General features: G+C 50.0%; 24 protein-coding genes and 1 tRNA gene. 6 read left to right on the forward strand and 19 right to left on the reverse strand.

Features of this window, described 5'->3' with window-relative positions; translation table 11 throughout:
• The 3 genes from B3Z49_RS10240 to B3Z49_RS10250 form a co-directional block, all read right to left on the reverse strand.
• Positions 1-620, reverse strand: a 620-nt coding sequence (locus B3Z49_RS10240; RefSeq protein WP_296990623.1) for a multicopper oxidase family protein, incomplete at its 3' end; no start/stop codon positions are given.
• A gap of 133 nt (positions 621-753) precedes the next feature.
• Positions 754-984 carry a hypothetical protein gene (locus B3Z49_RS10245; RefSeq protein ID WP_296990552.1) on the reverse strand — a complete coding sequence of 77 codons (231 nt, stop codon included), beginning with the start codon at positions 982-984 and terminating at the stop codon, positions 754-756.
• 186 nt (positions 985-1,170) lie between these two features.
• On the reverse strand, positions 1,171-1,632 hold the full coding sequence (locus B3Z49_RS10250) for an Lrp/AsnC family transcriptional regulator (protein ID WP_296990555.1): 462 nt from the start codon (positions 1,630-1,632) through the stop codon (positions 1,171-1,173).
• A 173-nt stretch (positions 1,633-1,805) separates the two neighbouring features.
• Here B3Z49_RS10250 and B3Z49_RS10255 point away from each other — a divergent pair, with 173 nt between their 5' ends.
• The gene (locus tag B3Z49_RS10255; RefSeq protein WP_296990556.1) at positions 1,806-2,777 is read left to right on the forward strand and encodes a nucleoside recognition domain-containing protein; all 972 of its coding nucleotides are present in this window, start codon (positions 1,806-1,808) and stop codon (positions 2,775-2,777) included.
• 15 nt (positions 2,778-2,792) lie between these two features.
• On the opposite strand, the gene B3Z49_RS10260 is transcribed toward B3Z49_RS10255, so the two are convergent.
• Positions 2,793-3,980, reverse strand: coding sequence for an alpha/beta fold hydrolase (locus B3Z49_RS10260; protein ID WP_081579273.1), 1,188 nt, complete (start codon positions 3,978-3,980; stop codon positions 2,793-2,795).
• Positions 3,877-4,701 carry a hypothetical protein gene (locus B3Z49_RS10265; RefSeq protein WP_296990559.1) on the reverse strand — a complete coding sequence of 275 codons (825 nt, stop codon included), beginning with the start codon at positions 4,699-4,701 and terminating at the stop codon, positions 3,877-3,879. Before B3Z49_RS10265 ends, B3Z49_RS10260 begins: the two co-directional genes overlap by 104 nt.
• 339 nt (positions 4,702-5,040) lie before the next feature.
• Between B3Z49_RS10265 and phaR the strand changes: the two genes are divergently transcribed.
• The 3 genes from phaR to B3Z49_RS10280 all read left to right on the forward strand — a co-directional run bounded on the left by phaR (position 5,041) and on the right by B3Z49_RS10280 (position 6,869).
• On the forward strand, positions 5,041-5,658 hold the full coding sequence (gene phaR / locus B3Z49_RS10270; protein WP_210514762.1) for a polyhydroxyalkanoate synthesis repressor PhaR: 618 nt from the start codon (positions 5,041-5,043) through the stop codon (positions 5,656-5,658).
• Between the two features lie 290 nt (positions 5,659-5,948).
• Positions 5,949-6,305, forward strand: coding sequence for a hypothetical protein (locus B3Z49_RS10275; protein ID WP_008889413.1), 357 nt, complete (start codon positions 5,949-5,951; stop codon positions 6,303-6,305).
• A gap of 168 nt (positions 6,306-6,473) precedes the next feature.
• Positions 6,474-6,869, forward strand: a complete 396-nt coding sequence (locus tag B3Z49_RS10280) for a helix-turn-helix domain-containing protein (RefSeq protein WP_062956477.1) — start codon at positions 6,474-6,476, stop codon at positions 6,867-6,869.
• Between the two features lie 148 nt (positions 6,870-7,017).
• Here B3Z49_RS10280 and proB read toward each other — a convergent pair whose 3' ends face one another.
• From proB to rplU, 4 genes are all read right to left on the reverse strand, one after another.
• Positions 7,018-8,142 (reverse strand): glutamate 5-kinase, encoded by a 1,125-nt coding sequence (gene proB, locus B3Z49_RS10285; RefSeq protein WP_064779763.1) that lies wholly within the window; start codon positions 8,140-8,142, stop codon positions 7,018-7,020.
• On the reverse strand, positions 8,139-9,176 hold the full coding sequence (gene obgE / locus B3Z49_RS10290; protein WP_296990565.1) for a GTPase ObgE: 1,038 nt from the start codon (positions 9,174-9,176) through the stop codon (positions 8,139-8,141). Before obgE ends, proB begins: the two co-directional genes overlap by 4 nt.
• 431 nt (positions 9,177-9,607) lie before the next feature.
• The gene (gene rpmA, locus B3Z49_RS10295; protein ID WP_008889409.1) at positions 9,608-9,868 is read right to left on the reverse strand and encodes a 50S ribosomal protein L27; all 261 of its coding nucleotides are present in this window, start codon (positions 9,866-9,868) and stop codon (positions 9,608-9,610) included.
• Between the two features lie 35 nt (positions 9,869-9,903).
• Complete coding sequence (gene rplU / locus B3Z49_RS10300) at positions 9,904-10,215, reverse strand: 50S ribosomal protein L21 (protein ID WP_008889408.1); 312 nt, start codon at positions 10,213-10,215, stop codon at positions 9,904-9,906.
• A gap of 315 nt (positions 10,216-10,530) precedes the next feature.
• Here rplU and B3Z49_RS10305 point away from each other — a divergent pair.
• A tRNA-Ser gene (locus tag B3Z49_RS10305) sits at positions 10,531-10,620 on the forward strand.
• Positions 10,621-11,261: 641 nt separating this feature from the next.
• The gene (locus B3Z49_RS10310; RefSeq protein WP_296990573.1) at positions 11,262-11,447 is read left to right on the forward strand and encodes a hypothetical protein; all 186 of its coding nucleotides are present in this window, start codon (positions 11,262-11,264) and stop codon (positions 11,445-11,447) included.
• A gap of 457 nt (positions 11,448-11,904) precedes the next feature.
• Here B3Z49_RS10310 and B3Z49_RS10315 read toward each other — a convergent pair whose 3' ends face one another.
• The 10 genes from B3Z49_RS10315 to B3Z49_RS10360 form a co-directional block, all read right to left on the reverse strand.
• Positions 11,905-13,116: a glycosyltransferase gene (locus B3Z49_RS10315; RefSeq protein ID WP_296990625.1), complete on the reverse strand. Its 1,212-nt coding sequence runs from the start codon at positions 13,114-13,116 to the stop codon at positions 11,905-11,907.
• Positions 13,116-14,246 (reverse strand): non-hydrolyzing UDP-N-acetylglucosamine 2-epimerase, encoded by a 1,131-nt coding sequence (gene wecB, locus B3Z49_RS10320; RefSeq protein WP_296990575.1) that lies wholly within the window; start codon positions 14,244-14,246, stop codon positions 13,116-13,118. Before wecB ends, B3Z49_RS10315 begins: the two co-directional genes overlap by 1 nt.
• Positions 14,247-14,305: 59 nt before the next feature.
• Positions 14,306-15,430 (reverse strand): UDP-2-acetamido-2,6-beta-L-arabino-hexul-4-ose reductase, encoded by a 1,125-nt coding sequence (gene wbjC, locus B3Z49_RS10325; RefSeq protein ID WP_296990576.1) that lies wholly within the window; start codon positions 15,428-15,430, stop codon positions 14,306-14,308.
• 3 nt (positions 15,431-15,433) lie between these two features.
• Positions 15,434-16,471 (reverse strand): polysaccharide biosynthesis protein, encoded by a 1,038-nt coding sequence (locus B3Z49_RS10330; RefSeq protein WP_296990578.1) that lies wholly within the window; start codon positions 16,469-16,471, stop codon positions 15,434-15,436.
• A 1,047-nt stretch (positions 16,472-17,518) separates the two neighbouring features.
• The gene (locus tag B3Z49_RS10335) at positions 17,519-18,508 is read right to left on the reverse strand and encodes a glycosyltransferase family 2 protein (RefSeq protein WP_296990580.1); all 990 of its coding nucleotides are present in this window, start codon (positions 18,506-18,508) and stop codon (positions 17,519-17,521) included.
• Positions 18,508-19,380: a hypothetical protein gene (locus B3Z49_RS10340; protein ID WP_296990582.1), complete on the reverse strand. Its 873-nt coding sequence runs from the start codon at positions 19,378-19,380 to the stop codon at positions 18,508-18,510. The genes B3Z49_RS10335 and B3Z49_RS10340 overlap by 1 nt, the downstream gene beginning before the upstream one ends.
• Complete coding sequence (locus B3Z49_RS10345; RefSeq protein ID WP_296990584.1) at positions 19,377-21,149, reverse strand: ABC transporter ATP-binding protein; 1,773 nt, start codon at positions 21,147-21,149, stop codon at positions 19,377-19,379. Before B3Z49_RS10345 ends, B3Z49_RS10340 begins: the two co-directional genes overlap by 4 nt.
• On the reverse strand, positions 21,149-22,579 hold the full coding sequence (locus B3Z49_RS10350) for a hypothetical protein (protein WP_296990586.1): 1,431 nt from the start codon (positions 22,577-22,579) through the stop codon (positions 21,149-21,151). Before B3Z49_RS10350 ends, B3Z49_RS10345 begins: the two co-directional genes overlap by 1 nt.
• Before the next feature lie 171 nt (positions 22,580-22,750).
• Complete coding sequence (locus tag B3Z49_RS10355; RefSeq protein ID WP_296990588.1) at positions 22,751-23,680, reverse strand: FkbM family methyltransferase; 930 nt, start codon at positions 23,678-23,680, stop codon at positions 22,751-22,753.
• Between the two features lie 82 nt (positions 23,681-23,762).
• Positions 23,763-24,890, reverse strand: coding sequence for a DegT/DnrJ/EryC1/StrS family aminotransferase (locus B3Z49_RS10360; protein ID WP_296990590.1), 1,128 nt, complete (start codon positions 24,888-24,890; stop codon positions 23,763-23,765).
• Positions 24,891-25,031 lie beyond the last annotated feature (141 nt).

Here is a 25,031-nt window from a genome sequence, read left to right on the forward strand (position 1 = left end):
ACATCGTGCCCGGCGTTAAACACCGGATCAATTTCGCCATTTTCCCCAAGACGCCAGTCATCGATCAGCCAGACAAATTCCCGATCGACGCTGAGCGGTTCGGCTTCCTCGACGATCAGGGCACCGTAAAGCCCGCGGGCAAGCTGGGTCGGTGAATTGATATGCGGATGATACCAATAGGTCCCGGCATCCCGGGCGTTAAAGCGATAATCGAATGTGTCGCCCGGTGCGACCGGCTTTTGGGTCAGGCCGGGCACCCCATCCATGGCATTGGGAACACGCACCCCGTGCCAGTGGATGCTGCTGGGCTCCGCAAGCTGGTTTTCAAAACGCACATGGACGTCTTCGCCCTGGTTGACGCGCAAAAGCGAGCCCGGCACCGTGCCGTTAAACGCCCATACCGGCGTTGGCACAGCACCCCCGGGAACAAGGCGGGCCGTGGCGGGTGCGGCGGTCACATGGTGGACGCCCCCGGTCTCAGCGGCGTGGGCCATGCCGCGCCCGATGCCCGGGATCATCCCGGGTAATGTGGTGGACAGGGCCGCGGCGGTGACGCCACCGGCACCCAGCGTTTGCAAGAAACGGCGCCGTGACGGGCGCAAAGTGGAAAGGTTCTTCATGAGGATGACTTTCCTGACAGATGACAGTTTCCCGGCATTGTGCATGCCGGAATGATTGGCGCGCAGCACCGTTGTCAGAGCGCGCGCACTTGGCCGGTCTGCGGGGCAATGCCGCCACCAAACCGGGTTCGGGTCAGGAAAGAAGGCGCGGCGGGGCGATTTCCGGGCGTCGCGTGATGCCAGCAGCGCGATGGGCCACGGGCAGGATATGCAGTTGTTTGACCGAGAGGAGGTTTGCCAGCGGTTCCTTGCGGGCAATCACGGCCGGGACAGCACAGATGATATCGCAAGCATCGGCCACCTGTGGCGAGGCCGCGCAATCATCGCAATCAGCCATCATCTGTTCCATGGTTCCATGAGACATGCCGGCCCCTGCCATCGGCATTGCCGAGGCCGAGGCAGATATATGTGTCATGCCCGCGACCGAGGCGCTCAGCAAACACAGTGTCATGAAAATATGGAGCAGCTTGTTCATAAGCCGAAAACTATCGCGATCCGGTTGGCGCGTCCATGATCTTGATCATATCGACCGCTGACATTCACGTTAGGACTAGATCGCCGGTCCGAATTCATCCTTCAGCGTTTCGGTGATGATATAGGTGCGGTACCAGACGATGTTATCATCGGCATCAAAAAGCGTTTCGCAAAGGGCGGTATATTCCGCCATGTCACGCATTTGCAAAATCATCACCCCGGTGACTTCGCCAGTGACGACATGGCATTGACGTACGGCATCAAGTTTGCGGACCTTGCGAATAAAATCCTGTCGGAACTGATTGCCGTGGCGATGAAATTCAAGATTGATCACAGCACCCAGCGGACGTCCGACCTGGGCCGGATCAATCACCGCGACGGTTTTGTGGATCACACCTGATTGGCGCAGCTTGGCCACGCGCCGCAAACAGGCCGAGGGCGACAGACCGATCCGATCAGCCAATTCGGCATTGGGGATATCGGCGTTTTCCTGCAACTGGCGCAGGATTTTGGTATCGATCTGATCCAGTTCGGGCATATCACGCAACTCCACCGCGCCAATCAGCTTAATAACGCTTCCATATTGCACGAAGATGCATAAATACGCTGCACAAAAATCAAAAACCCGTGGCATGATCGCGGCCTTGAACGACCTTACATGCGCCTATCACCACCATTAAAACCCTCAATACCTAACCGGATTGCCGCCCCATGCATCGCTATGCCTTTGATCTGATCAACCGCAGCCAGAAATTGTTCATCACCCTGATCAAGGTGATGTTGCCCGTGATGGTGATTGTCCGCATTGCCGAGGAATTCGGGGCGGTTGAACTGGTATCCAATTGGCTGGCACCGGTGATGGCGCTGATCGGTCTGCCGCCAGAGGCCGGGCTGATCTGGGCCACCTGCGTTTTGGTCAGCATGTATGGTGCGGTCGGTGCCTTTGTCGGGCTAGCAGCGCACCTTGATATGACCGCCGCACAGCTTAGTGCGCTGTGCGCCATGATGCTGTTTGCCCATGGCCTGCCGGTTGAACAGGCGATTATCAAACGGGCCGGGGCAAGTTTTTGGGCAACCACGGCCCTTCGGGTCGGTGCCGCAATCGGATATGCCGCACTGGTGACCTGGGTGAGTGACCTGACAGGTTGGCTGTCCGAACCGGTTGATTTTTCATGGATGGCGGGGAGTGAAACCACGACTGCCGCCAGTGGACTGGCCGGGTGGATCGACTGGTCACTACAAATGGTCAAATCGCTCGTGGTGACATTTGGCGTGATTGTCGGATTGCTGATCCTACTTGATCTGCTTGAGAAAACCGGGATCACGGCCCGCATCACACAGGCGATGATGCCGGTCCTGCGGATTTCGGGGATTTCACGCGACGTGGCGCCGGTAACCACCATTGGTGTGTTGCTGGGCATTACCTATGGCGGGGCGCTGATCATTGATGAGGCACGAAAGAACAACTATCCACCAAGGACGCTGTTTCTGTCACTCAGCTGGTTGTCGCTGTCGCATTCCCTGATCGAGGACACGGCGATCATGCTGGCGCTTGGTGCCGATATCTGGGTTGTCCTTGTCGGACGTGTGATCCTGACCCTGATCATCATCGCCCTTCTGGCGCGCCTGACCCTGCGCTGGGCGCCGGAGCGCACCCAACTTGCCACGGAAAGTGCCGATTAAAAACTGGCTTTCGGGTTAACCCGCAAGCCAGTCGACCACCGGCTTCCAGGTGGATTTTTCCGCGCGTGATCCGACCATCATGCCGATGTGACCGGCAGAGGGATGGAGTTCGGTGCGGAGATCTTCGGGGCAGGCATCAAAAAGCGCCTGCGCGCTTTCGGGCGGGACGATGCGATCATTTTCCGGAATCACGGCCAGCACCGGGCAGGACAAATCCGCCGGGTTGATATCAATGCCGTCAATCTGCCACTGGCCCTTGGCCGGGCGGTTTTCAACATACCAGCCAATCAGGCAATCGACCGCGACCCGGCGCGGCAAGGGCACACCATCATTCAGCCAATCTTCGAGGGCGACAAAATCCTGTGCCTTGGTTGAATCCATTGCCATGGCCTGAAAACGCCGGAATTTTTCGCCCATCATGAAGGGATCTAGGCTGGCAAACAGGCTTTGCAGCACATCGACCGGAAGCGTGTCATGGATCGCCAGCATTTGCGGCAAAGAGGGCGCAAAGGCAGCCGCAATGCGTGACTGGGTTGGACCGGCGGCCATGAAGTCCCACGGGGTTGCCAGCAGGACAAGCTTTGACACCTGTGCCGGATCGAGAAGCGTTGCCGCAAGGGCGACCACACCGCCCATGCAATAGCCCACCACCGGCACCGGTCCGCCATTGATATCGGCGACGTCCTGAAGGATGGTGACCAGACGGCCAGCAACATAATCATCAAGGCCAAAGTTGGCTTCATCCATGCCGGGATAGCCCCATTCGACCAGAAGCGGACGATAGCCGCATTTGGCGAGATAGCGGGCAAAGCTTCGCTTTTCATTGAGATCAAGAATATAGCCGCGATTGACCAGCGACGGCACAAGCAGGACGACTTCGCCGGTTTTCGCCGCCTTGTTGTCAGAAGTCGCGCCATAATCATATACCCGTGTCGAACCCTCTTCCCAGACGGTCGGGATATCTTTGCGGTCCTGATCGCGTGGGCGGCGATAGGGATGGCGTTGATAGGCGCGCACCCCGTCATGGAACCCGGCGTGTCGATCAAAGGCGACACGATCAAGCGCCTGTGCGACATCATCGGGATGGTAGGCCTCAAGCTCAGCCAGAAGACTTTCCGCCTGATCCTTCAGTTCCGGCTTCCAGGGCAGCAATTGTTTCAGAAAGATCGGCAATGCGGCGCGCGAGCTGAGCCAGCTCGTCATCTCGACTGCCAGATGCATCGGAAGCGGTCTTGGCCCCGCCCGCCTCTGATTTTCGCGTTTTGGCGGAAGCGGCTTTTGTTTTGGCGGACTGATCATTCTTCCCCTGCCCCTTTGCAGCATTTTTTGCAGCACGTTTGGTTTTGGAAGTCTTGTTGGCTTCATCGGTGGTCGATGGCTGTGCACTGTCTTTCTCGGATGTCTTCCCGCCAGCGTTACCGGCAGCATCACCCGCAGCATCCGCGGCACTCGGCTCGGCTTTTGCCGTGTCTGGTTTGGGCGTCATCCCGGCCATACCTGCCATCGCTGACATATCGGGCGCAAACGGCATGCCTGCGAACGGGGATGCGGGCAGTTCGCGAGCGGCCTTGGCCATCTGATCCATCATCGCCTGCAACGGGTTGGCAACCGCCATGGCATCGCCCATCGGGTTATTGATTGGATTTCCGGGCCCGGCGGCCGGGTGTTGGCCCATCGCCATTTGACCGATCAGCTTGCCCCAGGCTTCAAAGCCTTCGCCCATGCGGGTGGTATCGGCACCAAGGGATGCATAAAGGCGCCCGATGGCACTGGCGGCATGGGCGCCATCAGCCGTTGCGGCGACCTGTTGGCGCCAGAGTTCAAGAAACTGCCGGGCAAGTTGGTCAAGCCGTTCGTCATCGGCGTCTGATGACGAAGACCCTGTGGTTTGTGGTTGGTCGGGGTCGTTCGTAGCCTTGGCCATCGGCGATACCCTTATTGTTCCCAGTATTGTTCAGATGCGACGCACATCTGTTGGCGACCACTATAGGAGGTTGAGGGTCGCGGGAAAACGAATTCCCGTGCTGTGGCGCAACAAACGGTATCCAAAGTTGTTTTTCGCACTGCACTTCGCGTTGAATACTGGACACATTGGAAAATTCGCGGCACTCTCACAGTCTTCTGAGCGAATGCAAAATCGAAAATGCTGCGCAACATCGTAAACGCAACAATGTGAATTGCCGGGGCGCAAAGCAGGTGGAACGACACCACCAGAAGGTTCGCCAGACATACGTCCGGGAAACAGGGAAGCAGGAAAGACGCCATGACCAACAAGAAATCAGATGATCAGGACCGCATCGTTATCAAGAAATATGCGAACCGCCGCCTCTATAACACGGCGACCAGTTCCTATGTGACGCTTGATCACCTTTCGCAGATGGTCAAAGACAATACCGACTTTGTTGTCTATGACGCGAAATCGGGTGAAGACATCACCCGTCCGGTCCTTACCCAGATTATTGTCGAGGAAGAAAACAAGGGGCAGAACCTTCTGCCGATCAGCTTCCTGCGCCAATTGATCGGTTTTTATGGCGACAGCCTTCAGGGGCTGGTGCCGAGCTACCTTGAACAGGCAATGCGCGCCTTTGGCCATAATCAGGAACAGATGCGCGAATATATGCAGGGCACCATGCAGGGCATGTTCCCGTTTGGCCAGTTCGAGGAAATGAATAAACAGAACATCGCGCTGTTTGAACAGACGATGAAGATGTTCTCGCCCTTCATGCAGGATGAAAACGGTGAGCCGACCGGCGACGGCCCGAAAAAGCCGACAGCACCCGGTGCTGCGAAATCCGATGCTTCGCTTGATGAGCTGAAAAGCCAGCTTGAAGCCATGCAGGCGCAGCTTAACAATCTTGCCGGTGGCAAGTCCGGCAAATAAGGCCCCCGGCCCGCATCCCGGGCACTGAGATCAAAAAGGCGAAGCTGCCATAGCGCACTTCGCCTTTTTTCATGCCCGCATCAGATGTTCGGACCTGGCGGCAAACAATGCCCGCAGCATGCCCAAGCCGTCCGGCACCAATCCTGCATAAATTTTTCGTTAACACTTTCAGAGCGCCCGGCTCCGCCGAAAGGCGGCAATTTTTGCCGGGTCAATGCCATGACCACGTACCAAAACCCACGGAGTCCCGAAATACACAGGCAACAATGACCCAATAAACCGAAAAACACATGACCGCGATCACACCGATTTCCATGCTCCCGGCCCGCAGGACCGAAACTGCGAGCAGTGGAACCGATGGTCCTGCCGGGATCGGGATCGAGCAACTGACGCAATTTTCACCTGTTGAAAAAATTGCGCAGGGTGGTGGCGCGTGGCTGCAACCCCATGATCTTGTGGGCAGTGCAGCATTCTGGACCCAGCTTTTGGGTCAGATCCTACCTCAGGAAAACCTTTTGCAACCGCCGGTCATTCAGTCTGCGCATGCCAGCTATGCGCTTCATCACAAACCAGACAGCGTAGAAACGAACGTCTTTTTTTCGCCTTCTGCACTAGACAAAGACAGCTCGATTGACCTATATAGCTAGCTTCTGGCGGAAAGCTGTAATGATTATCTGACCAATGTTCAGGTACAGGTCATCAAAATCGCAGTGCCTGAAAGGTGCCGCGATGGGTGTGACATATCGGGAAAAACAACGAACCCGACAGCATCCGAAGTGGGGAATAATAACTGGCGGTTGATAACGGATTATAACATGACTGAGAATGCTCAAAACGAAGAACCGAAACGCGCAAACCGCGCCACAGACACTGACCGTTATGTTGGTCAGCGCATCCGCGAACGTCGCATCATGCTGGGTCTTTCCCAGCAGCAAATGGCGGATCTGATTGGCGTTACCTATCAGCAGGCTCACAAATACGAGCGCGGCATTAACCGCATCTCTGCTGGTCGCCTTTACGAGATCTCCCAGGTCCTGGGCGTTCCGGTAAGCTATTTCTATGAAGGCCTGGAAGGCAATCAGGAAACCGAGCTCAATGCGCGTCAGCGTATGTGCCTGGAACTTGCGCGTAACTTCGCAAGCATCAAGCACGAGAAGCATCAGGAAGCACTGAGCCAGATGGCTCGCGCTCTTGCCGATCAGGCCGCTTAAGTCCGCATATCCGGACCATAGTGCCACCGCAAAAAAGGCTGTCCTCTGTATTCCGGAGGCCAGCCTTTTTTATGCCCGGTTCGCAGATGCAAAAAAAAGGGACGCGAACGTCCCCTTCGTATTTTCTGGAATTGTGCAGGGTTTGCGCCTAGCCCTCGACCAGCACCAGATCATCGGAATGAATGATGGCATTGCCGCGCGTAAAGCCAAGGGTGGCTTCGATGTCGGCCGATGCATGCCCCATCAGAAGCCGGGTTTCTTCAGCGCCATAGGATGTGATGCCGCGCGCGATCTGTGCCCCGTCAGGCCCGAGCACCCGCACAGCATCGCCATGCTTGAAGCGCCCATCCACACCGGTTATGCCCGCCGCCAGAAGGTTCTTGCCCGCCGCCAGCGCCTTGGCCGCCCCGGCATCGACAATGATGGCTCCTGACGCCTTGAGCGAGGTCGCAATCCAGTGACGACGTGCCGCCAAAGGACTTTCGCTTGGCAGGAAGACGGTATTGGGGGCGCCTTCAAGCTGAGCTTTCAGCGGATGATAGATGGTGCCGCGCGCGATGATCATGCGGCACCCGGCCTTCATGGCGATTTCAGCGGCCTGAAGTTTGGTCACCATCCCGCCGGAGCTGTACATGGTCGGCGCAACACCGGCCATATTGAAAATCTCTGGCGTTAGTTCGCGGACTTCGGGGATCAATTCGGCATCGGGGTTCTTGCGCGGATCGGCGGTATAAAGACCATCGATGTCAGAAAGCAGAACCAGCGTATCGGCCGAAATCATGTGCGCGACCTTGGCACCCAGACGATCATTGTCGCCAAAGCGGATTTCCTCGGTCGCGACGGTATCGTTTTCATTGATCAGCGGAATGGCGCCATGGCCAAGCAATGCATTGAGCGTCCCGCGGGCATTCAGGTAGCGACGACGGCCTTCCATATCTTCGAGCGTCACCAATACCTGTGCCATGGTCAGGCCATTGCGACCAAGGGCCTCTTGCCAGACCTGTGACAGGCTAATTTGCCCGGTGGCGGCGGCGGCCTGCTTGTCGGCCAGACTGATCGTGCGGTGATCAAGGCCGAGCAACCGACGGCCAAGGGCAATCGCACCACTGGAGACCACAATCACCTCGACCCCGCGTTCACGCAGAAGGGCGATATCATCGGCCAATGCTTCAAGCCAGGCGCGACGCAGCTTGCCGGTATTTTCATCAACCAGCAGGGCCGAGCCCACCTTAATGATCAGGCGCTTTGCATCCGCCAGAGCATTGCTTGTCACGGCTGGAAGCCCTCTTCTTCGCGGCCTTCCCGCGCACGGCGTTCACGCTCGCCATCAATATAGGCGCGAATTTCGCGATGGATTTCCTTCAAGCCCTGCTGGGTCACGCCGGACACGATATAGACCTTCTTGCCGATGCCCTTTTCAAGGATCTGGCGCTGCTCCTCGACCATTTCGGGCAGGAGCTGATCGGCCTTGGACAGGACGACGATTTCGGGCTTTTCGACCAGTTCTTCGGCGTAGCCTTCAAGTTCTTCACGCACCGTATTATAGGTCGCGACCGGGTCTTCTTCGGCGCAGTCGATCAGATGGACCAGAACTTCGCAGCGCTCGATATGACCAAGGAAACGGGTTCCGATGCCCTTGCCTTCGGATGCGCCCTCGATCAGACCGGGAATGTCGGCCAGAACAAATTCATGATCATCGACATTCACCACGCCCAGCTGCGGATGCAGGGTGGTGAAGGGATAATCGGCAATTTTCGGACGTGCATGCGAGGATGCGGCAAGGAAGGTCGACTTGCCGGCATTCGGCAGACCGACAAGACCAGCATCGGCGATCAGCTTCAGGCGCAGCCACACCCACATTTCCTCTGCCGGCCAGCCTTCTTCGGCACGACGCGGTGCCTGGTTGGTGGAGGATTTGAAATGCGTGTTGCCACGGCCACCGTCGCCACCCCGGCACAGCAGATAGGTCTGGCCCGGTTCGATCATATCGACAATCAGGGTTTCACGATCTTCGGCAAGGACCTGCGTTCCGACCGGGACCTTAATCGTGATGGATTTGCCCGACCGACCGGTACGCTGCCGCCCCATGCCATGCATGCCGACTTCAGCCTTGAAGTGCTGCTGATAACGGAAATCGATCAGGGTGTTGAGGTTCTCGACCGCCTCGAGGATGATATCGCCGCCCCGGCCACCATCGCCGCCGTCCGGCCCGCCATACTCGATATATTTTTCACGGCGGAAGCTGACCGAACCGGCACCGCCGCGGCCACTGCGCACATAAATCTTGGCTTCATCGAGAAACTTCATAACCGGTCCTTCGGGCGCACCCGTTTATCACTTTATATTGGCTCCCCGGTGCGCGAGGGACGCGCAGCGACGGGGTCCGAAATTCTATATCACATAAAACAAGGGAGGAATGATTGCTCATTCCTCCCTCCAGGGTCAGTTCCCATCAATTTCATGCAATTCTGTTTCAGACAAAGTGTGCAAGCGAAGTGGGCGATTGCGACGAACAGGTTGGAACCTTTTCAAGCGGTCGACTATTTCGATTGTGCGCTTTGCCTGAAACCCTGCGGGCGCGGTCATAAAGACCTCTGAGTACGTCACGCCTGCTTGAATGCTGAAAAGCGTTCTGCGCAGCCGACTTCTTCTCAGATGTCTTTATGACTGCGCAGAATGGATGAGATTGATGGGAACTGACCCTAATCTTGCTACGTATCGCGCAGCCGACGGGAGGCTTACGCCTCGGCCGGAACGACGGTTACGTAGGTACGACCCTTGAAGCCCGACTTGAACTGGACAGAACCGTTCACAGTCGCAAACAGGGTGTGGTCTTTGGCGAGGCCAACATTGTCACCGGCATGGAACTTGGTGCCACGCTGACGAACGAGAATGTTGCCTGCAACAACTGCCTGACCACCGAATTTTTTAACGCCGAGACGGCGACCTTCGGAGTCACGACCGTTGCGCGAACTACCACCAGCTTTCTTATGAGCCATGAAACTCTCCTAAAACTGCATCTCAACCTGATAAATCAGGCTTTGATGTCCTTGATGCGCAGAACAGTCAGGTTCTGGCGATGACCATTTTTACGACGGTAGTTATGCCGGCGCTTTTTCTTGAAAACGATCACCTTGTCGCCCTTGGCCTGCTCGAGAACTTCTGCGGTAACAGAAGCACCTTTGACCAACGGAGCACCAACCTTCGGCGCACCGTCGCCAGCAACCATGAGAACTTCTTCAAGTTTCACGGTGTCACCGGCCTGGGCAGCGATCTTTTCGACTTTGATAACGTCGTTGGCAGCAACTTTATACTGTTTGCCGCCAGTTTTGATGATTGCGTACATCTAAAAGTTCCTGAAAAACATTCTGGAAACACAAACGCGCAGCTCGGTGCCGCTGCTAACAGATACCGAACCGCTGCGAAGAACGGGTGAATTACCGCTTTTGCCCCAAAGAGTCAACCACAGAGTGACCTTTTACGCCGCCGGGGACTGCATGCCAAAGCCTCAGATTTGCGCGAACTTGCCAGACTTTCGAACCGGGGCAAACAACGCACCCCAAATGCCCAGGCAAAAGAGTCGGCGAAATTTGAGATTTCCCTCTTGCAATCTGGCGCTCATCCCGGTAAACACCGCCTCGAACGCCAAGACCACACATGCGGAGAGGTGCCGGAGTGGTCGAACGGGGCGGTCTCGAAAACCGTTGTACTAGCAATAGTACCGTGGGTTCGAATCCCACCCTCTCCGCCATTTTCCGAATAACGCACTGAACATATAGATTTTCGACTAGCCGTGTATTCGTCTAGTTTAAGAATCTTGTGCATCATAGCCTACAGAATAACCAATCCTATTTTTCTATTTTAAGGATGGCATGTTCGGCAATGTCATAAATAGACGAGTCAGGACTTTCTATAGAAAACCGTCGGTCTTCCTGTCGAAAGAAGTGGAGCGATCTGTTGGCTGATTTTTTTGAACTAATATTCGAAAAGGCATTGCCTTCCCGACATTTTCATCGAGAAATTGATGAAATCACCGTTTTTAGACTTCACCTAAACTCCTCAGTTAAAACGAGCCTGTACGAATTCCAGGCCCACAATGGATAGTAAAGCCCCCCCCTGAGGTATGGCGCACCTCGTGTATTGACGCCATATTTTCCTTACCCTGACACAGAACGTTGCAACCAGATATGAGTATCTGGGAGGTAAAACGAACAAAGCCGAGATTGCTAATTTTGCTGCCGCGGGCGGTGCAGGAGCCGACAACAGGTTTGAGCCCAACGGGTAGAACAGAGGTGTTTGTCCGCCTTACCAGACCAACGAAACGCGCCCCCAAATTGCATGCTGTCGCCAATGACCACTGTAAGCTACTTGACCTACTTAACGGAGGGTTAGATGAGCGATTATCGTGGCTCAAATCTTAAATATAAAAGCCTGCCAACCTCTGCATCTCATCTGATTGGCATCAAGCCCTACCCCGTAAAAAAACAGAAATACGCACTAGCCATACTGCGAAAGCTCTATAAAGCCCGTCACAAAGTCGACAACATCTTAGGAAGGCTAAAAACTGGCGTAGAGTAGACACTCCACATGACAGAGTCTCACGCACCTCTTTTCAGCGATTTTTATCGCTGCGACCATCATCTTTTATCTCAATTAATAACTTCTAAGCCGAAGCCTTTTCTAGCAACCATTTGGAAAAATTACTTGAAATACCTAGAGAGACACCTCTGCAGTCCTTTTCATATCCGTTTCAGCCAATAGTTCGGCTGTCGGCATATTGATCTCATTAACCTAAAACAATCTTACAATTTCTGAACGACATGGCCAAAGAAGAACTGGAACAATGAGTAACAACAAATGCCGTACCCTTCTTCACTATGAGATAGAAAGGTGCGTGTCTTTTTGTATCCGCCCGGAGGGGCTGAGAAAAACCGTGGAGCCCTAAAAAACCAATATATCTAAACTTAAGAACATGAAAATACAATATACAATTCACTCATGACGATAATATCAATTAAAAAAACCACTTCAACACCTAATCTTTTGACAAATTCATTGCACCTTTCAAAACATTAACAACTCCAGAAACGAACTGATCAGTGGAAAGTTGATCAATTAAATTGCCCCTGCCTTCTTTTTGAATTTTTTTGAAGTAAAAACTATCTTTTTTTTGATCAATATTTTTTTCGTTGAAAAAATCCATCAAAGCAGAAACATCAGGATTTACAACTAAACCAAGGTTGTGCTTGCGCACCCATTGACCAACGCTAGTGGTAAAACCACAAATAGCGACTATACTCTTTCCTGACACAGCGTAAGTGGAGGCCTTACTAGGGAACGCATAAAGGCATACTTCATCCTCAATCGGCAACATTGCCCATTGTGAGGCCAACGTTATTTGAGCAGCCTTTTCAACAGGAACTTTTCCAAAGTACTCAACATTATCTGGAAATTCATCTGACAATCTTCGTAAGTCTTTCGACATGACTCCAGCGCCTGCAAATGCAAATTTTTTATTTCCACCATCTTGTAAATACTGCCTAATAGCACTGATCAATAGAGGTATACGTTGCAACCTCCCCGCGTTACCTACAAATGAATAATCATATTTCAAGTCTACAGGCTTGAAAGGTAAAGGGGCGGCCGGATTATTGATATAGGTAATAGATAAAAGACTGATCTCCCCCCGCTTAGTAAGTGAATTTGCCATTTCCGGAGTGAGGGTAATGATCTTGGCAGCATTTTTCACAACTAAACCGTCTAAATAACGGAAGAAACGATATAGGTATCGCAGATATGTTTTTTTTAATTTTGAAAATACTATGCCAGTAGCCTCTGGATGTATGTCTTGCACGTGATACACATAGCTCGCACGGAATAATTTTGCGTAGAGCGCAACGACCACCGGAACTAGCAACGGAGGATCAGTTGCAACATAGACAACTCTTGGTCGGCGAAGCAGCAAAACAAAAAACACTGCTAAAGTGAACCACAAAAGATCAAGCACTCTTGTCAGCATTTTTGACGAGGAATTGGATAGGGCATAAACAGGGCTAAAAGCCACATTCTGACCGCGTTTCAATTCCTTGACAGCATCTCTTAAACCAAACTGATCTTGAGTGACAACGCGACACCTCCCCTCACAAGCTAACCTCTCAGAGACCTGCATCATGCCCTCTCCCACAACAGGAGAAACAGGCCAAAAAGTACGCATCACGATAACGTAATCTTCTCGATCAAAGAACATCAATACTGCTTCCAAACGGTCCGCATAACGTAGTCCCGGTAGCTATGTATTATACGTAAAACCTTGTCCGATACGTTCGGCATACTGTAATCGGCAACCAATTGAAGGCTGCGTGCATCTCCGCGACTTTGTGCCTCTAGAATCGCTACCCCCTGCAGCACACGCTGCACCTCCAACCCTACCATCATCACGACAGCTTCTTCCATGCCTTCCGGGCGCTCGTGTGCTTCGCGCAAGTTCAGCGCAGGGAAGTTCAGAATCGATGCTTCCTCATTGATGGTGCCACTGTCCGACAGTACTGCACGGGCACAGAGCTGCAATTTGTTATAGTCTTGAAATCCCATCGGTTTCAGTAGCTGCACGTTGGCATTAAACTCAACCCCCATGGCGTCTACGCGTTTTTGTGTTCGCGGGTGCGTTGAAACAATCACCGGTAAATCGTACTCCTCTGCAACGGCGTTTAGCACATCGACAAGTTTGAGGAAGTTCTTATCGGAATCTACATTTTCTTCACGGTGAGCACTGACGACGAAGAACTGATGCTGCGTGAGGCCAAGACGATCCATTACATCTGAATCGTCAATGCCTTCGCGGTAGTGGTTCAGCACCTCAAACATGGGGCTGCCGGTTTTGATTACCCGATCAGGCAGCAAACCTTCGGCCAGCAGATAGTCACGTGCAATAGTACTATACGTGAGGTTGATGTCTGCTATGTGGTCAACGATGCGTCGGTTGATCTCTTCCGGGACGCGCATGTCAAAGCAGCGGTTGCCTGCTTCCATATGGAAAGTCGGAATTTTGCGGCGCTTGGCTGGCAGCACTGCCATACAGCTATTCGTGTCACCCAATACCAGCACAGCTTCAGGCTCCACTTCGGCCAACACACCATCAACAGCAATGATTACATTGCCTATGGTTTCTGCACCACTGGCACCAGCAGCACTTAGGAAATGGTCAGGTTTACGAATGCCTAGGTTATTGAAGAAGATTTCATTCAGTTCGTAATCGTAATTCTGTCCGGTATGCACAAGCACATGCTCACAGTGCTCATCCAATTTGGCCATCACCCGCGACAAGCGAATAATCTCGGGCCGGGTTCCGACCACAGTCATAACCTTCAGTTTCTTCATAACAGTCCTTGAGTACTGGCGTTTGCTTACAGATATTCAGCCTTAGTGCATCGGTCAGTTCACTCCAGTCGGCATGCAAAGGTATCCGGCTTGTCTCTGTCGAAAACCTCATTGGCCCAGAGCATACAAATCAATTCGTCTTCACCTACGTTGGTTACATCATGAGTCCAGCCAGGCACGGTTTCGACAATTTCTGACTGCTCGCCGGACGTATGCAGCTCGTAACACTCACCGGTCAACATATGGCGGAACCGAAAACAGGCATTGCCCTTGATCACCAGAAACTTCTCGGTTTTGGAATGATGATAATGACCACCACGGGTAATACCGGGATGTGCGGTAAAGAACGAGAATTGTCCAGCATCACGAGTTTTCAGCATCTCCACAAAAACACCACGTGCATCTTGATGCTGCTGTACCGGGTAGGTAAAGCGCTCGGGCGGCAGGTAGCTAACATAAGTCGAGTACAGGGCGCGAACAAACCCCTTGCCTACAGGCTCAGTAATCAGGCTATCCCGTGAGGCTTTAAAGCGACGAATCTGATCGATCAGTTCGCCAACGCTGATCTGGTATTCCGGGGTAACATCAACATAGGCATTATCAGATCGACTAGTGTCTGTCTCATCGCCGGCCAACAGCGCCATGAAGCTATTAACAACATCATCCACATAGACTAGGCGGATGTTCGAGAGAGGATCATGGATATGGACAGGCAGATCACGGCTAATATTATGACAAAACGTCGCCACGGCCGAGTTATAGTTCGGCCGCGCCCATTTACCAAACACATTGGGTAAACGGTAGATAAACACCGGATTGCCGGTGTCCTGTCGCAAGGCAAGTAAAGCGTCTTCAGCGGAACGTTTGCTACTGCCGTAGTCGTTATCGCTCTCGGCCTGTATGGACGAGGTATATACCACCGGCACCTGTCTATAGCTAGCCTTGATCGCTGCGCATAGCTGCCTAGTAAGGCCAATGTTGCCGGTGACAAACTCCTCTGTTTTTTGCGGGCGGTTGATGCCCGCCAGATGAATCACCCAATCAACACCTTCCAACAGCATAGGTAGGTCATTAACGCGATGCTCACGGGTGAAGGGCACCACATCAATGCCGTCTTTTTCTTGACAATGCAGCAGCAGGTTTTTGCCAATAAACCCGTTGGCTCCGGTAACCAATACACGCATGGCTCAATCCTCCGGGCTGATGTACTCACCCCGTTCCAGGGCACGAATAAAGTCCAGCTTACGCAGCAGCTCCTGCACCCCAGCCACATCCAACTGCTCAGTGTTGTGTGAGTTGTAATCTTCAGTATGAGAGATCTTCTCTTCGCCCTCCTCGACAAACTTTCCGTAGTTTAGATCGCGTAGGTCCGGCGGTACGCGGTAATAACCGCCAAGATCTTCGGCGCAGGCCATTTCTTCACGACTGAGAAGCGCCTCAAACAGCTTTTCACCATGTCGAGTACCAATCACATTGATAGGATGGTCCGGCTTGCCCATCAGTTCTGTCAGCGCCGTGGCAAGTGTATCAACTCTTGCGGCCGGTGCTTTCTGTACAAACATATCGCCGTTACTTCCACGCTCGAAGGCGAACAGCACAAGATCTACCGCGTCGGCCAGCGTCATCATGAAGCGGGTCATATTCGGATCAGTAATGGTCAGCGCCTTACCGGCGCGGACCTGATCAACAAACAATGGAATCACGGAACCGCGAGAGGCCATAACGTTGCCATAGCGCGTGCCACAGATCACGGTTTTATAAGGGTCTACATTACGCGACTTGGCCACCATTACCTTCTCCATCATCGCTTTGGATATACCCATAGCATTGATCGGGTACACTGCCTTATCAGTACTTAGACAGACAACGCGCTTCACTTCGTTTTGGATGGCCACTTCCAACATGTTCTCGGTGCCAAGCACGTTTGTTTTCACTGCCTCCATAGGATGAAATTCACAGGAAGGCACCTGCTTGAGTGCAGCTGCATGGAAGATGTAATCGACACCACGGGTCGCATTAAGCATGCTGCTGTAGTCACGCACATCACCAACATAAAACTTGAGCTTGGGATTGTTGTACCGCTTCCGCATGTCGTCCTGCTTCTTCTCATCACGACTGAAAATGCGGATTTCAGCAATATCTGTGTTCAGAAATCGATCGAGGACGGCATTACCAAAAGAACCCGTACCGCCCGTTATAAGAAGGCGTTTCCCAGCGAATGACATATTAAATTACCCTATACATAAGTTTGCTATATCTAGGAGAGTCAATGACTAGTCCCCCAATGCCCGTTTTTCTTGATGAAATTGACAAATTAGATTAGTTCGTAAGTTATCCACGATAACATGCTCCAACCAAGCCAAACTTGCATTTAAAACTCCGTTCCGTAAAGGGTGCTCAACTTTTATTCTCGCGCAGCTCTCAAATATTCAGCTTTCATGGGTTCTTTATTCTTGGATAACGCGTCGGTACCCGGCTTCTTCCTGAAAGTGCCCGTGGGCAGTAATCCTCCAAATCTTCTCGTTTCTCAGCAACCCCGTATCTGCTGAGATAACCTGCCCACTCCATGCAAGTGTTTGGAGGCTTAATTGAGATCGCGGTCATTGGCAAAAGCCGCTGTAACACCTATGCGTAATACACCAACACGTACATGAGCTTTTGTGCGAAAGTTCATCTGGTTGCCTTTCGTTGCTTAACGCATGCTAGGGCACGCTCGCTTGATTTTTCCTTGACCTATATGAGAACGATTGTGACGCCCACCAGCATACCTTTCCCAAAAAAGGTGAACATCTGGGAGCCACCAATCAGTTGCCTCCTCCAATATCTCTCGGGCCAGCTCCATTCTCTCCGAGAGATGCCGGAAATTTATCATTGTGTCGTGGTAAGGGATTGGCTTATCCAGTGAGACGCGAGCAAAGCCCGATTAAAGAATTCCTATACCGCATCTTCCACAATTGGATGACTAAGATTATACGAATGCTGCATGCATTGAATTCGTAGTGCAGTCGAAGGACGCATAGCGACCTAGGGAACACGATCGATGCCCCAATATACACGGCACAACAAATTCACTCCCAGAAAGATCTATTTGCGAGATCAACACCACCTTCGACACAGCTAACCGCCCACAGGCGGAGTTTGGTAATCCGTTACCTCCCTCCTACTAGTCAACAGTATTAATCACCCCACAACCAGAAACCACCATGCAAGTCAATTAACCTAATAAAATATAGCCTGCCTAATCCTAAAGACTTACAGATATATAAAAAATCCTAACTTTGCATAAAAATGTCTCTTTCCTCTTTGGCACGTCTACGAATATTATTGTAATGAATCCTGTGCTTATCTAATTCTGGCTTTATGCGCATGTAATCGCGGATTACACCCAAAAAGTTTGTAGCAAAACGAGCACCATAGAAGATGTAGTTAAGATTTAGCAGTCTCTTCCGCCAAGTGTTCTGCTGGAAGCAATATATACGATTGATCAAGAGAATTTTCTCAAATCCACTTGCAACGTAGCACTTTAGATAGCTGAAGATCTCAAGCTTATCTTTAACAAACGCGGCATTACGAACCAGATATGTAGAGCCAGAAGTCCGACGATAGTAAACATGCACAAGTGGTGACTGAGCGAACGACAGAGGGAAGAAACGCTCGGCCATCTTCACGTGCATTGGATAATCTTCAGTAACAGCAAACTTTAGCACGAAGTCTCTAACCACATCGTCGCGTAAAACGCGTGTAGAAAATATTATACTTGGCGTGTGATTAAAGCTAACAGAGAGCAAGCGCTTCATGTAGTTGGCACGCCCGAATATGCGATTGCTAGCTACCATATTCAAATTAAAGAAAGCGGGCCATGTAAGACGCCCTTCAATTAAATGCAACGGATAACCTGACGACATGTCATAACCCTGCAAGCGCTGCCACTCCGCAAGCAGATTCTCACAAGAATACACATCATCGCCAGCAGTAAATTTGCATAGATTGCCCTGTACGTATGGCCACACCTTCGTGTAATTATGGCAAGTTCCATGATTAGCAGTCTGGGTGTGGATTTGCACATCGACGAAAAGGCTAGAGTGCCTTTCGATCCAATGTCTCACGAATGCAAGCGTCTGATCTGTAGACCCATCATCCGCAACAATCAATTGAAACGACTGTCCTTGGCCGTACTCACGAATTTGGTAAGCGATACTCTCAAGGTGTTCCAAAACATAGGCTTCATGGTTGTATGTGATCACCACAAAAGTGAAGTCCATTAGGCGGATCCTGTTCGCAGGCGTAGTTTATCAAGAAACAGTAAAAACACTATAACCGGAGCCCAAAAGCCCGAAGCTCGGAACCCATGAGCAAGAATGCACAACTTTTCAAACAAAGTTCTAGGAGAGCCCTGTTCGCCATTTACGCCCCGTTCATGCAAATCAATATCGAGGTCATATCGCCTCATGAGAGGTCCAGCAACCTCTTCCACCCATCGCCCACGATATATAGCCCCCCCCTTAGTATAGTTGTAGGGGTATATGGTTTCACGACCAGGTTGCGAACAAAAATATCGCCCATGGTGAAAAAATGTCCGACTAGTACCGAACAATTCCCAAACCCATGGGCTATCACTTTTTCTGGTAAGTTCAATCAGGTGTTTCCGGCGCCATATAGCGGGCGCTGAATTAAGACGGTAGCTTGTTAGGCGAGGCACTTCCTCGAAGCCTATATAATCTCCGCCAGGACGGGAAGCTCCGGGAATATGGGAAAAATAAAACACAGATATCGCAGGATTGGCATCCATCCAACCAATACATTGATTGATAGCATCCTCATCCACATCCCGTTCAAGGACAAAATCATCGAAAAGCATCAGAACATACTCTGACGATTGATCTTTCAAAGTTGCCAGCAGACGCTCTCCCCAATACGATGACTGCTGATCGGCCGCTGAAACATGTGCACTTACATCAAGTCCAGACACTGAAAAATCAAGTGATTCCGTGTTCACAACAATCGGAAATGGGCACCCTGACCAATGATCCTTAAATGCCGCAAAAAAAAGCGGCCATACATCTGCATAAGCGTCGCAGCTATTTATTACAACCACACACTTTTCAGCGCTAGTATCTGGCTTGCAACCAATCATACTCTACCACTTTCCAGGTTAGAATATTTGGCAAATTCTTGAAAACTACCAACACGATAAATCTCTCCATCACGGAGCTCAACAATTTTATCACAGTATCGCAAAGAATTAAGCTTATGCGCCACCATTACTATAGTAATGTCGTCACCTAAACTTTCGATACTCTGCATAACCTCAGCTTCAGTACTTTCGTCTAACGCACTAGTTGCTTCATCAAGCACTATAAATCTAGCTGATTTATATAACGCCCGAGCTATTCCGATGCGCTGACGCTGACCTCCAGATAGCCATGCACCATGCTCACCAACAACAGTATCCAAACCTTTAGGTAGTTGATCAACAAACTCACTAAGTTGAGATTTTTCAAGACACCATCGCACACGCTCTTCGTCAATCATATTTGGTTCTATCCCAAGAGCGATATTTTCTCCTATTGATGCATCTGCTATGAATATGGTCTGCGGAACATGAGCTACTAATCTGTGCCATCCGCTTGGTTCGTGGAAATCGACTTCGACACCGTCGACACAAATAGCGCCATCGGTCGGCACTAATAGCCCCATCAGAATATCGAGCAAAGTCGACTTACCACTGCCAGTTTTACCGACAACACCAATGCGAGCGCCTCTACTAATATGAAGATCGATACCTTTTAGGATCGAGTTATGGTCCTCACCATACGAAAAATACAGAGCTTTGACTTCAATGGATCGATTAAAAAGCATTGGTTTAGTGGCGCGATCTTCGCGCGGCAACTCGAGGTCCATAAACTCTAGTGTCGACACGACCGCACGCTGCGCACCTTGGATGCAAGCCCAAGCCGCGTAAGCGAGTTGCAGCGTAGGCAGGAGGCGTTGGATACCTAAGGCTAACACCCCCAATCCGGGTAGCGACTCTGTCAAGATTCCTTGTGACGAAAGAACGTAGGCCAATATACCGAAGAACACCAAACCTCCGGCCTCAATTACATAGCGAGGCACGTCACTAATGATCTGGATATTAGCTCTAGCTCGCCTCAATGATCTATCCGAGACGACAAATTCACGCTCATACAGCTCATGATTACTATCAAGAATAATATCTCTGACGGCCCCCAATCCTTGCTGAACCTTCTTGATGATGCCGCCGGTCTCAACATCGATCGTTTCACCTGAACGACGCAACGCTCCCCGAGTAAAAAGATAAACACCCAAATACAACACACCGAACGAAAGCAAAGAAACCAGTGTAACAGCTGGGCTAGCTAAGAACAGCAAGACCACAATAGCCAATGACAGCACACTCGCGCTGACTATAGTAAGAACAGGAAAAAGGAATTGTCGAACTACTATCTCAGTCTTGACGGAGATTGCCGAAATCACATCACTGCTATTGGACTTCAGCTGCTCGATCAGTGGGCGCCGGATCACTCGCAAATAAATTCCCAAAGCGATGTCTGATCCTATGGAGTAGCTGAGTCTGGATTGAATAACTGTTAAGGAAAAACGTGCTACACCGGATAACACAGCCAACAAGCAAAATATAAAACTTGTGAAAAACAACAACTCAGAATTAGAAAAACGCTCCAAAAAATCACCTATTACTGGCAATTTGATCAATTGGCGTGGATCAATGAGAGCACTTAACAAGGGCAATAGGGAACTGATGCTAGCAATTTCCAGCACGGACGTAGCAATGGACAAAAGAAGCACGAATATGATTTGAGTTTTACGCGTCGATGAGAGATGCAACCAAAGCCTATGCATCAATGTAGATGATATTTTCGGCATCAACACGTATATCCTCTACGATTTGCACACCGACCAAATTTATTGATAACAAGACAACCTGTCCATGCAGTGAACAGAACGACAAATGAAGCAAATGAGCCGAGTATATTGAATATTTGATTATTGGCAGGAATAAATAAAATAAGTGTCATAATTAATGGGATACTACATATTGCAATATCATTTCTACCTATCAGCGCTGACACCCAGACACCGCCAAAATAAAAACCTAGAGCTAGCATTACAAGAACGACTCCAGCAAATCCTACATCGTTGGCCCATTGGCTATAAGCAGAGTGCCACTGCCCAGTGGCGCTCCACTGGTCATCGATTTTGTGCTGGAAAGTCCTTGGATTGAGGTCAATATCCAGATATTTGCGCAAAGCCTCAAGAAGAAATTTAGAATGCCCCATCCCGTATGTAGTTTCCAAGGGAACATCAGTCGACAGGGACATGCCATAGTAACCTTGAGTCATGTAGATTGTACCGGTAGACAGCAGACTACAAATCTTTAGAGTCCAATCACCAGAAGACTCGCAGTACTCTTGAAATCCGGGCTTAACACGAATCTCGCTTACCTTGGAATTGGAATTTGAAGATAGGCTAGCCGCGTACTCTAAACCCCCAGCTCTTACCGACATAGTATGTTGATAATAAAAGCCCGCAAAAATAATAATAGATAACGTCATAAGAATTATTACAAATCGCTCTTTAAGAAAATGTAGTCGCTCAAATCCCGGCTGTATCAACGCGCAAATCAAAATAATGGATGAAAAACCCAAGGCCACGTCAAAAATTGGTTTATTTGTACCGACACACACTCCTGTAATAATGGGGAAAATAGAGATAAAGGAACCTATGGTTTTTTTTCTACGACTCAGTTTAGGCCAACCGGCTACCAGTATGTATATTAAAATTAATTTAGAAAACGATAGAGCACCGTACAAGAATGTAACGGGAGGATTTCCTGAAAAATTTTCTTTAGCTTCTTCACTCAATTTATATACATAACCCTTCTCCGGTGAAATTAATCCGGTTAAAAAGTCAGAAAAAATTGTAGTCGGCACATAACTAGAAGACATAGTCAAGTTACGATGACCGATTAAAACAACCAAGAATACACAAACACAAGCCGGCCAAAAGAACACAGAAAAATCGCGAGGGTGCAGTACTCTTTCTCTATCAACCCACCACGGCCTATTCCAAATCGCAAGACAAAATCCCAAAAAAAACATTACCAAATAGGAAAAATTAAGAACCCAAAAAACTTCTTCATTCTTAATTGGCCAGTCTATTGGTCCATATTTAAACATCAATAGAGAGAATGAGAGATACAACAAGGCAAAAAAAACTGGCGCCCACAACAAAATTAAAGAATGTCTCGCACTCAAAGACATTGACAATTGGGGTTTGTTTTTTCTGATATGCAAAACAATAAAACCTATTTAAGATAAGAACACTGTTAAATTATGCACACGCCAATCCGTCAACTGGCAGCACGTGATTAGTATGGACCGGAAAAATGTTTTGGGTAGGACACAAAATACTTCATCTTCTTACCCGCCTCTAGAACATTGCGAACTCTTTTGCACAGCTCAATTTTATTCCGGCACAAAAAGTAAATTTGTGTGAGAATAGGAGTTAGTAGGCGAATGATCGCAAAGCCGTCCATCTTTCCACTCTTTGGCCCGGTAGCCATGCTGTATTAACATGCGAACTGAAGCTGCACTGTCCTTATAGTTACCAACTTTAACATCCCCTACTTCAAGTGTCACCAGGGGGCGTATATCGCTAAGCGTACGCTTCATTCCGAGCAGGATATCGTACTCTGCATTTTCGGCGTCAATCTTTACAAATTTGGGCATTAAGTTCTGTGTAGCAACGTACTCGTCTATACTGATAGCCGATACAGTGTATTCCTTCGGTCGAAGCTTCTGAGATACAGAATCCGAGAGCTTAGCCTCGTACAATGAGTTAAAGGCTGACATGGTCATACCATAGTCTTTGAACGTCAGCTCCGTACTTTCTGACCATACGGCAGAGTTAGTCAATGTCACGTTGCCTCTATCCGCTACATTAGATCTAACTATTTCGTGGGTATGGCGAGTAGGCTCAAAACTATGCACCTGGCCGCTTTGGCCGACCAGATGCGAAGCTAAAAGGGAGTAGTAACCGAAATGAGTCCCAACATCAAAAACCACATCTCCTGAGTTTATGGAGTGAATGAAGATCTTCGTCAAATCGGGCTCAAAGAAACCATAGCGATACAAGAAACAGGAGACGATTTCGGGAAAAACGACATTCATATGTTCTCCCCAGAACATGCGAGCTTGCATAACCTTGTTAGAACCTACCATCTGGCAGTATTTTTCTATCGCCTTTGAACTTAGCAACCGAACAGGAGCACGCATCGTTTTCTGCAGATAGCTGCCTCTGTTTCTCTCAACTTGAAATTCGAGTTGCTCAAGCAGCAGTCGCTTGGCCTGTTCTATGCTACCGATCCGCGGTGCGATTGTTATTGGCTCAGACATTACAAATTTCCTTTAAAAGTAGTAAAATATTAACATTCTCGCGCCACTTAACATGATCAAGTTGTGGTTCTAATTAGAATGTCTATGATACACTATCCATAACGATTTCGATGATATTATCAATCTGATCCGGAGTGAGATGAGATCCTATCGGCAGACTAAGAAGGGTTGAAGAAAATTCTTCAACCATTGGAAAACTACCAAGGCTATACTTCATGGACACATAGGCCTTTTGCAAATGCGGAGGTATCGGGTAGTGAATCAGAGTCTGAATACCGGCCTTATCCAATCGGGACTGAACCATTTCACGCAGCTTGGTACGAATCACATATAAATGGAATACGTGATCATCCAGCGCCCCAAGTGTACGGCGATCCCTTATTGGCTGAATAAATACCGGATCTGTAATACCCAAAGCATACGCTAATGCGATTTTTTTACGCCTCTGTATTTCAGCATCTAAGCATTTGAGCTTCACACGCAGCATTGCTGCTTGTATCTCATCTAAGCGACTATTCACGCCTTGATAAAGATTTTCGTACTTCGTATGGCTACCGTAGTTACCCAAGGCGCGAATGGTGGCTGCCAGCTCATCATCATCGGTAGTAACTGCCCCCGCATCACCTAATGCACCTAGGTTTTTACCTGGATAGAAACTGAAACCGGAAGCATGCCCCCAGCTGCCGGCCTTTTTACCATTGATCTGCGCGCCATGTGCTTGCGCAGAATCTTCCAGCACCAATAAACCATGCCCATCTGCCAGCGCCATGAGCTCAGTCATCGGGGCCAACTGACCGTACAAGTGAACTACAAGGACAGCCTTTGTGTTGCGGGTAATAGCAGCGGCTGTTTTAATTGGGCAAAGGTTGTAAGTACGCTCATCTGGCTCAACCAGAACTGGTTTGAGCCTGTTTTCAGTGACAGCAAGGATACTGGCAATATAGGTGTTGGCAGGGACAATTACTTCATCGCCTTCTTTGAGTTTCCCAAGCTCTCTCCAAGCACGCAGTGTCAGTGTTAATGCATCAAGACCATTTGCCACACCGATGCAATGTTTGGTACCGCAATATGCAGCGAACTCTGTTTCAAACGCTTTTAGCTCTGCACCTTGAATGTACCAGCCAGAGTCAATTACCCGAGTAGCCGCGTCAATCAGCTCTTGGCGGTATTGAGCGTTGATGGCTTTGAGATCAAGAAACGGAATTGTCATCAAAATTCATCTGCCAATTTTTCTTCCACAAATTCAACAGCTTCTTCTGTTATTTTAAAATACTTGGTTATATCGTCTCTGTTGGCTTTAACAACACGCATTCAAGTATGAATTGGACGATACCCTTGTTGCCTTTCATTA

The organism is Thalassospira sp. UBA1131 (assembly GCF_002311515.1).
Lineage (GTDB): Bacteria > Pseudomonadota > Alphaproteobacteria > Rhodospirillales > Thalassospiraceae > Thalassospira.

Coding starts and splice junctions, on each gene's coding strand:
- B3Z49_RS10245 (WP_296990552.1), bottom strand. CDS start 984: ATGTCTCATGGAACCATGGAACAGATGATGGCTGATTGCGATGATTGC.
- B3Z49_RS10250 (WP_296990555.1), bottom strand. CDS start 1,632: ATGCCCGAACTGGATCAGATCGATACCAAAATCCTGCGCCAGTTGCAG.
- B3Z49_RS10255 (WP_296990556.1), top strand. CDS start 1,806: ATGCATCGCTATGCCTTTGATCTGATCAACCGCAGCCAGAAATTGTTC.
- B3Z49_RS10260 (WP_081579273.1), bottom strand. CDS start 3,980: ATGACGAGCTGGCTCAGCTCGCGCGCCGCATTGCCGATCTTTCTGAAA.
- B3Z49_RS10265 (WP_296990559.1), bottom strand. CDS start 4,701: ATGGCCAAGGCTACGAACGACCCCGACCAACCACAAACCACAGGGTCT.
- phaR (WP_210514762.1), top strand. CDS start 5,041: ATGACCAACAAGAAATCAGATGATCAGGACCGCATCGTTATCAAGAAA.
- B3Z49_RS10275 (WP_008889413.1), top strand. CDS start 5,949: ATGACCGCGATCACACCGATTTCCATGCTCCCGGCCCGCAGGACCGAA.
- B3Z49_RS10280 (WP_062956477.1), top strand. CDS start 6,474: ATGACTGAGAATGCTCAAAACGAAGAACCGAAACGCGCAAACCGCGCC.
- obgE (WP_296990565.1), bottom strand. CDS start 9,176: ATGAAGTTTCTCGATGAAGCCAAGATTTATGTGCGCAGTGGCCGCGGC.
- rpmA (WP_008889409.1), bottom strand. CDS start 9,868: ATGGCTCATAAGAAAGCTGGTGGTAGTTCGCGCAACGGTCGTGACTCC.
- rplU (WP_008889408.1), bottom strand. CDS start 10,215: ATGTACGCAATCATCAAAACTGGCGGCAAACAGTATAAAGTTGCTGCC.
- B3Z49_RS10310 (WP_296990573.1), top strand. CDS start 11,262: ATGAGCGATTATCGTGGCTCAAATCTTAAATATAAAAGCCTGCCAACC.
- B3Z49_RS10315 (WP_296990625.1), bottom strand. CDS start 13,116: ATGTTCTTTGATCGAGAAGATTACGTTATCGTGATGCGTACTTTTTGG.
- wecB (WP_296990575.1), bottom strand. CDS start 14,246: ATGAAGAAACTGAAGGTTATGACTGTGGTCGGAACCCGGCCCGAGATT.
- wbjC (WP_296990576.1), bottom strand. CDS start 15,430: ATGCGTGTATTGGTTACCGGAGCCAACGGGTTTATTGGCAAAAACCTG.
- B3Z49_RS10330 (WP_296990578.1), bottom strand. CDS start 16,471: ATGTCATTCGCTGGGAAACGCCTTCTTATAACGGGCGGTACGGGTTCT.
- B3Z49_RS10335 (WP_296990580.1), bottom strand. CDS start 18,508: ATGGACTTCACTTTTGTGGTGATCACATACAACCATGAAGCCTATGTT.
- B3Z49_RS10340 (WP_296990582.1), bottom strand. CDS start 19,380: ATGATTGGTTGCAAGCCAGATACTAGCGCTGAAAAGTGTGTGGTTGTA.
- B3Z49_RS10345 (WP_296990584.1), bottom strand. CDS start 21,149: ATGCCGAAAATATCATCTACATTGATGCATAGGCTTTGGTTGCATCTC.
- B3Z49_RS10355 (WP_296990588.1), bottom strand. CDS start 23,680: ATGTCTGAGCCAATAACAATCGCACCGCGGATCGGTAGCATAGAACAG.
- B3Z49_RS10360 (WP_296990590.1), bottom strand. CDS start 24,890: ATGACAATTCCGTTTCTTGATCTCAAAGCCATCAACGCTCAATACCGC.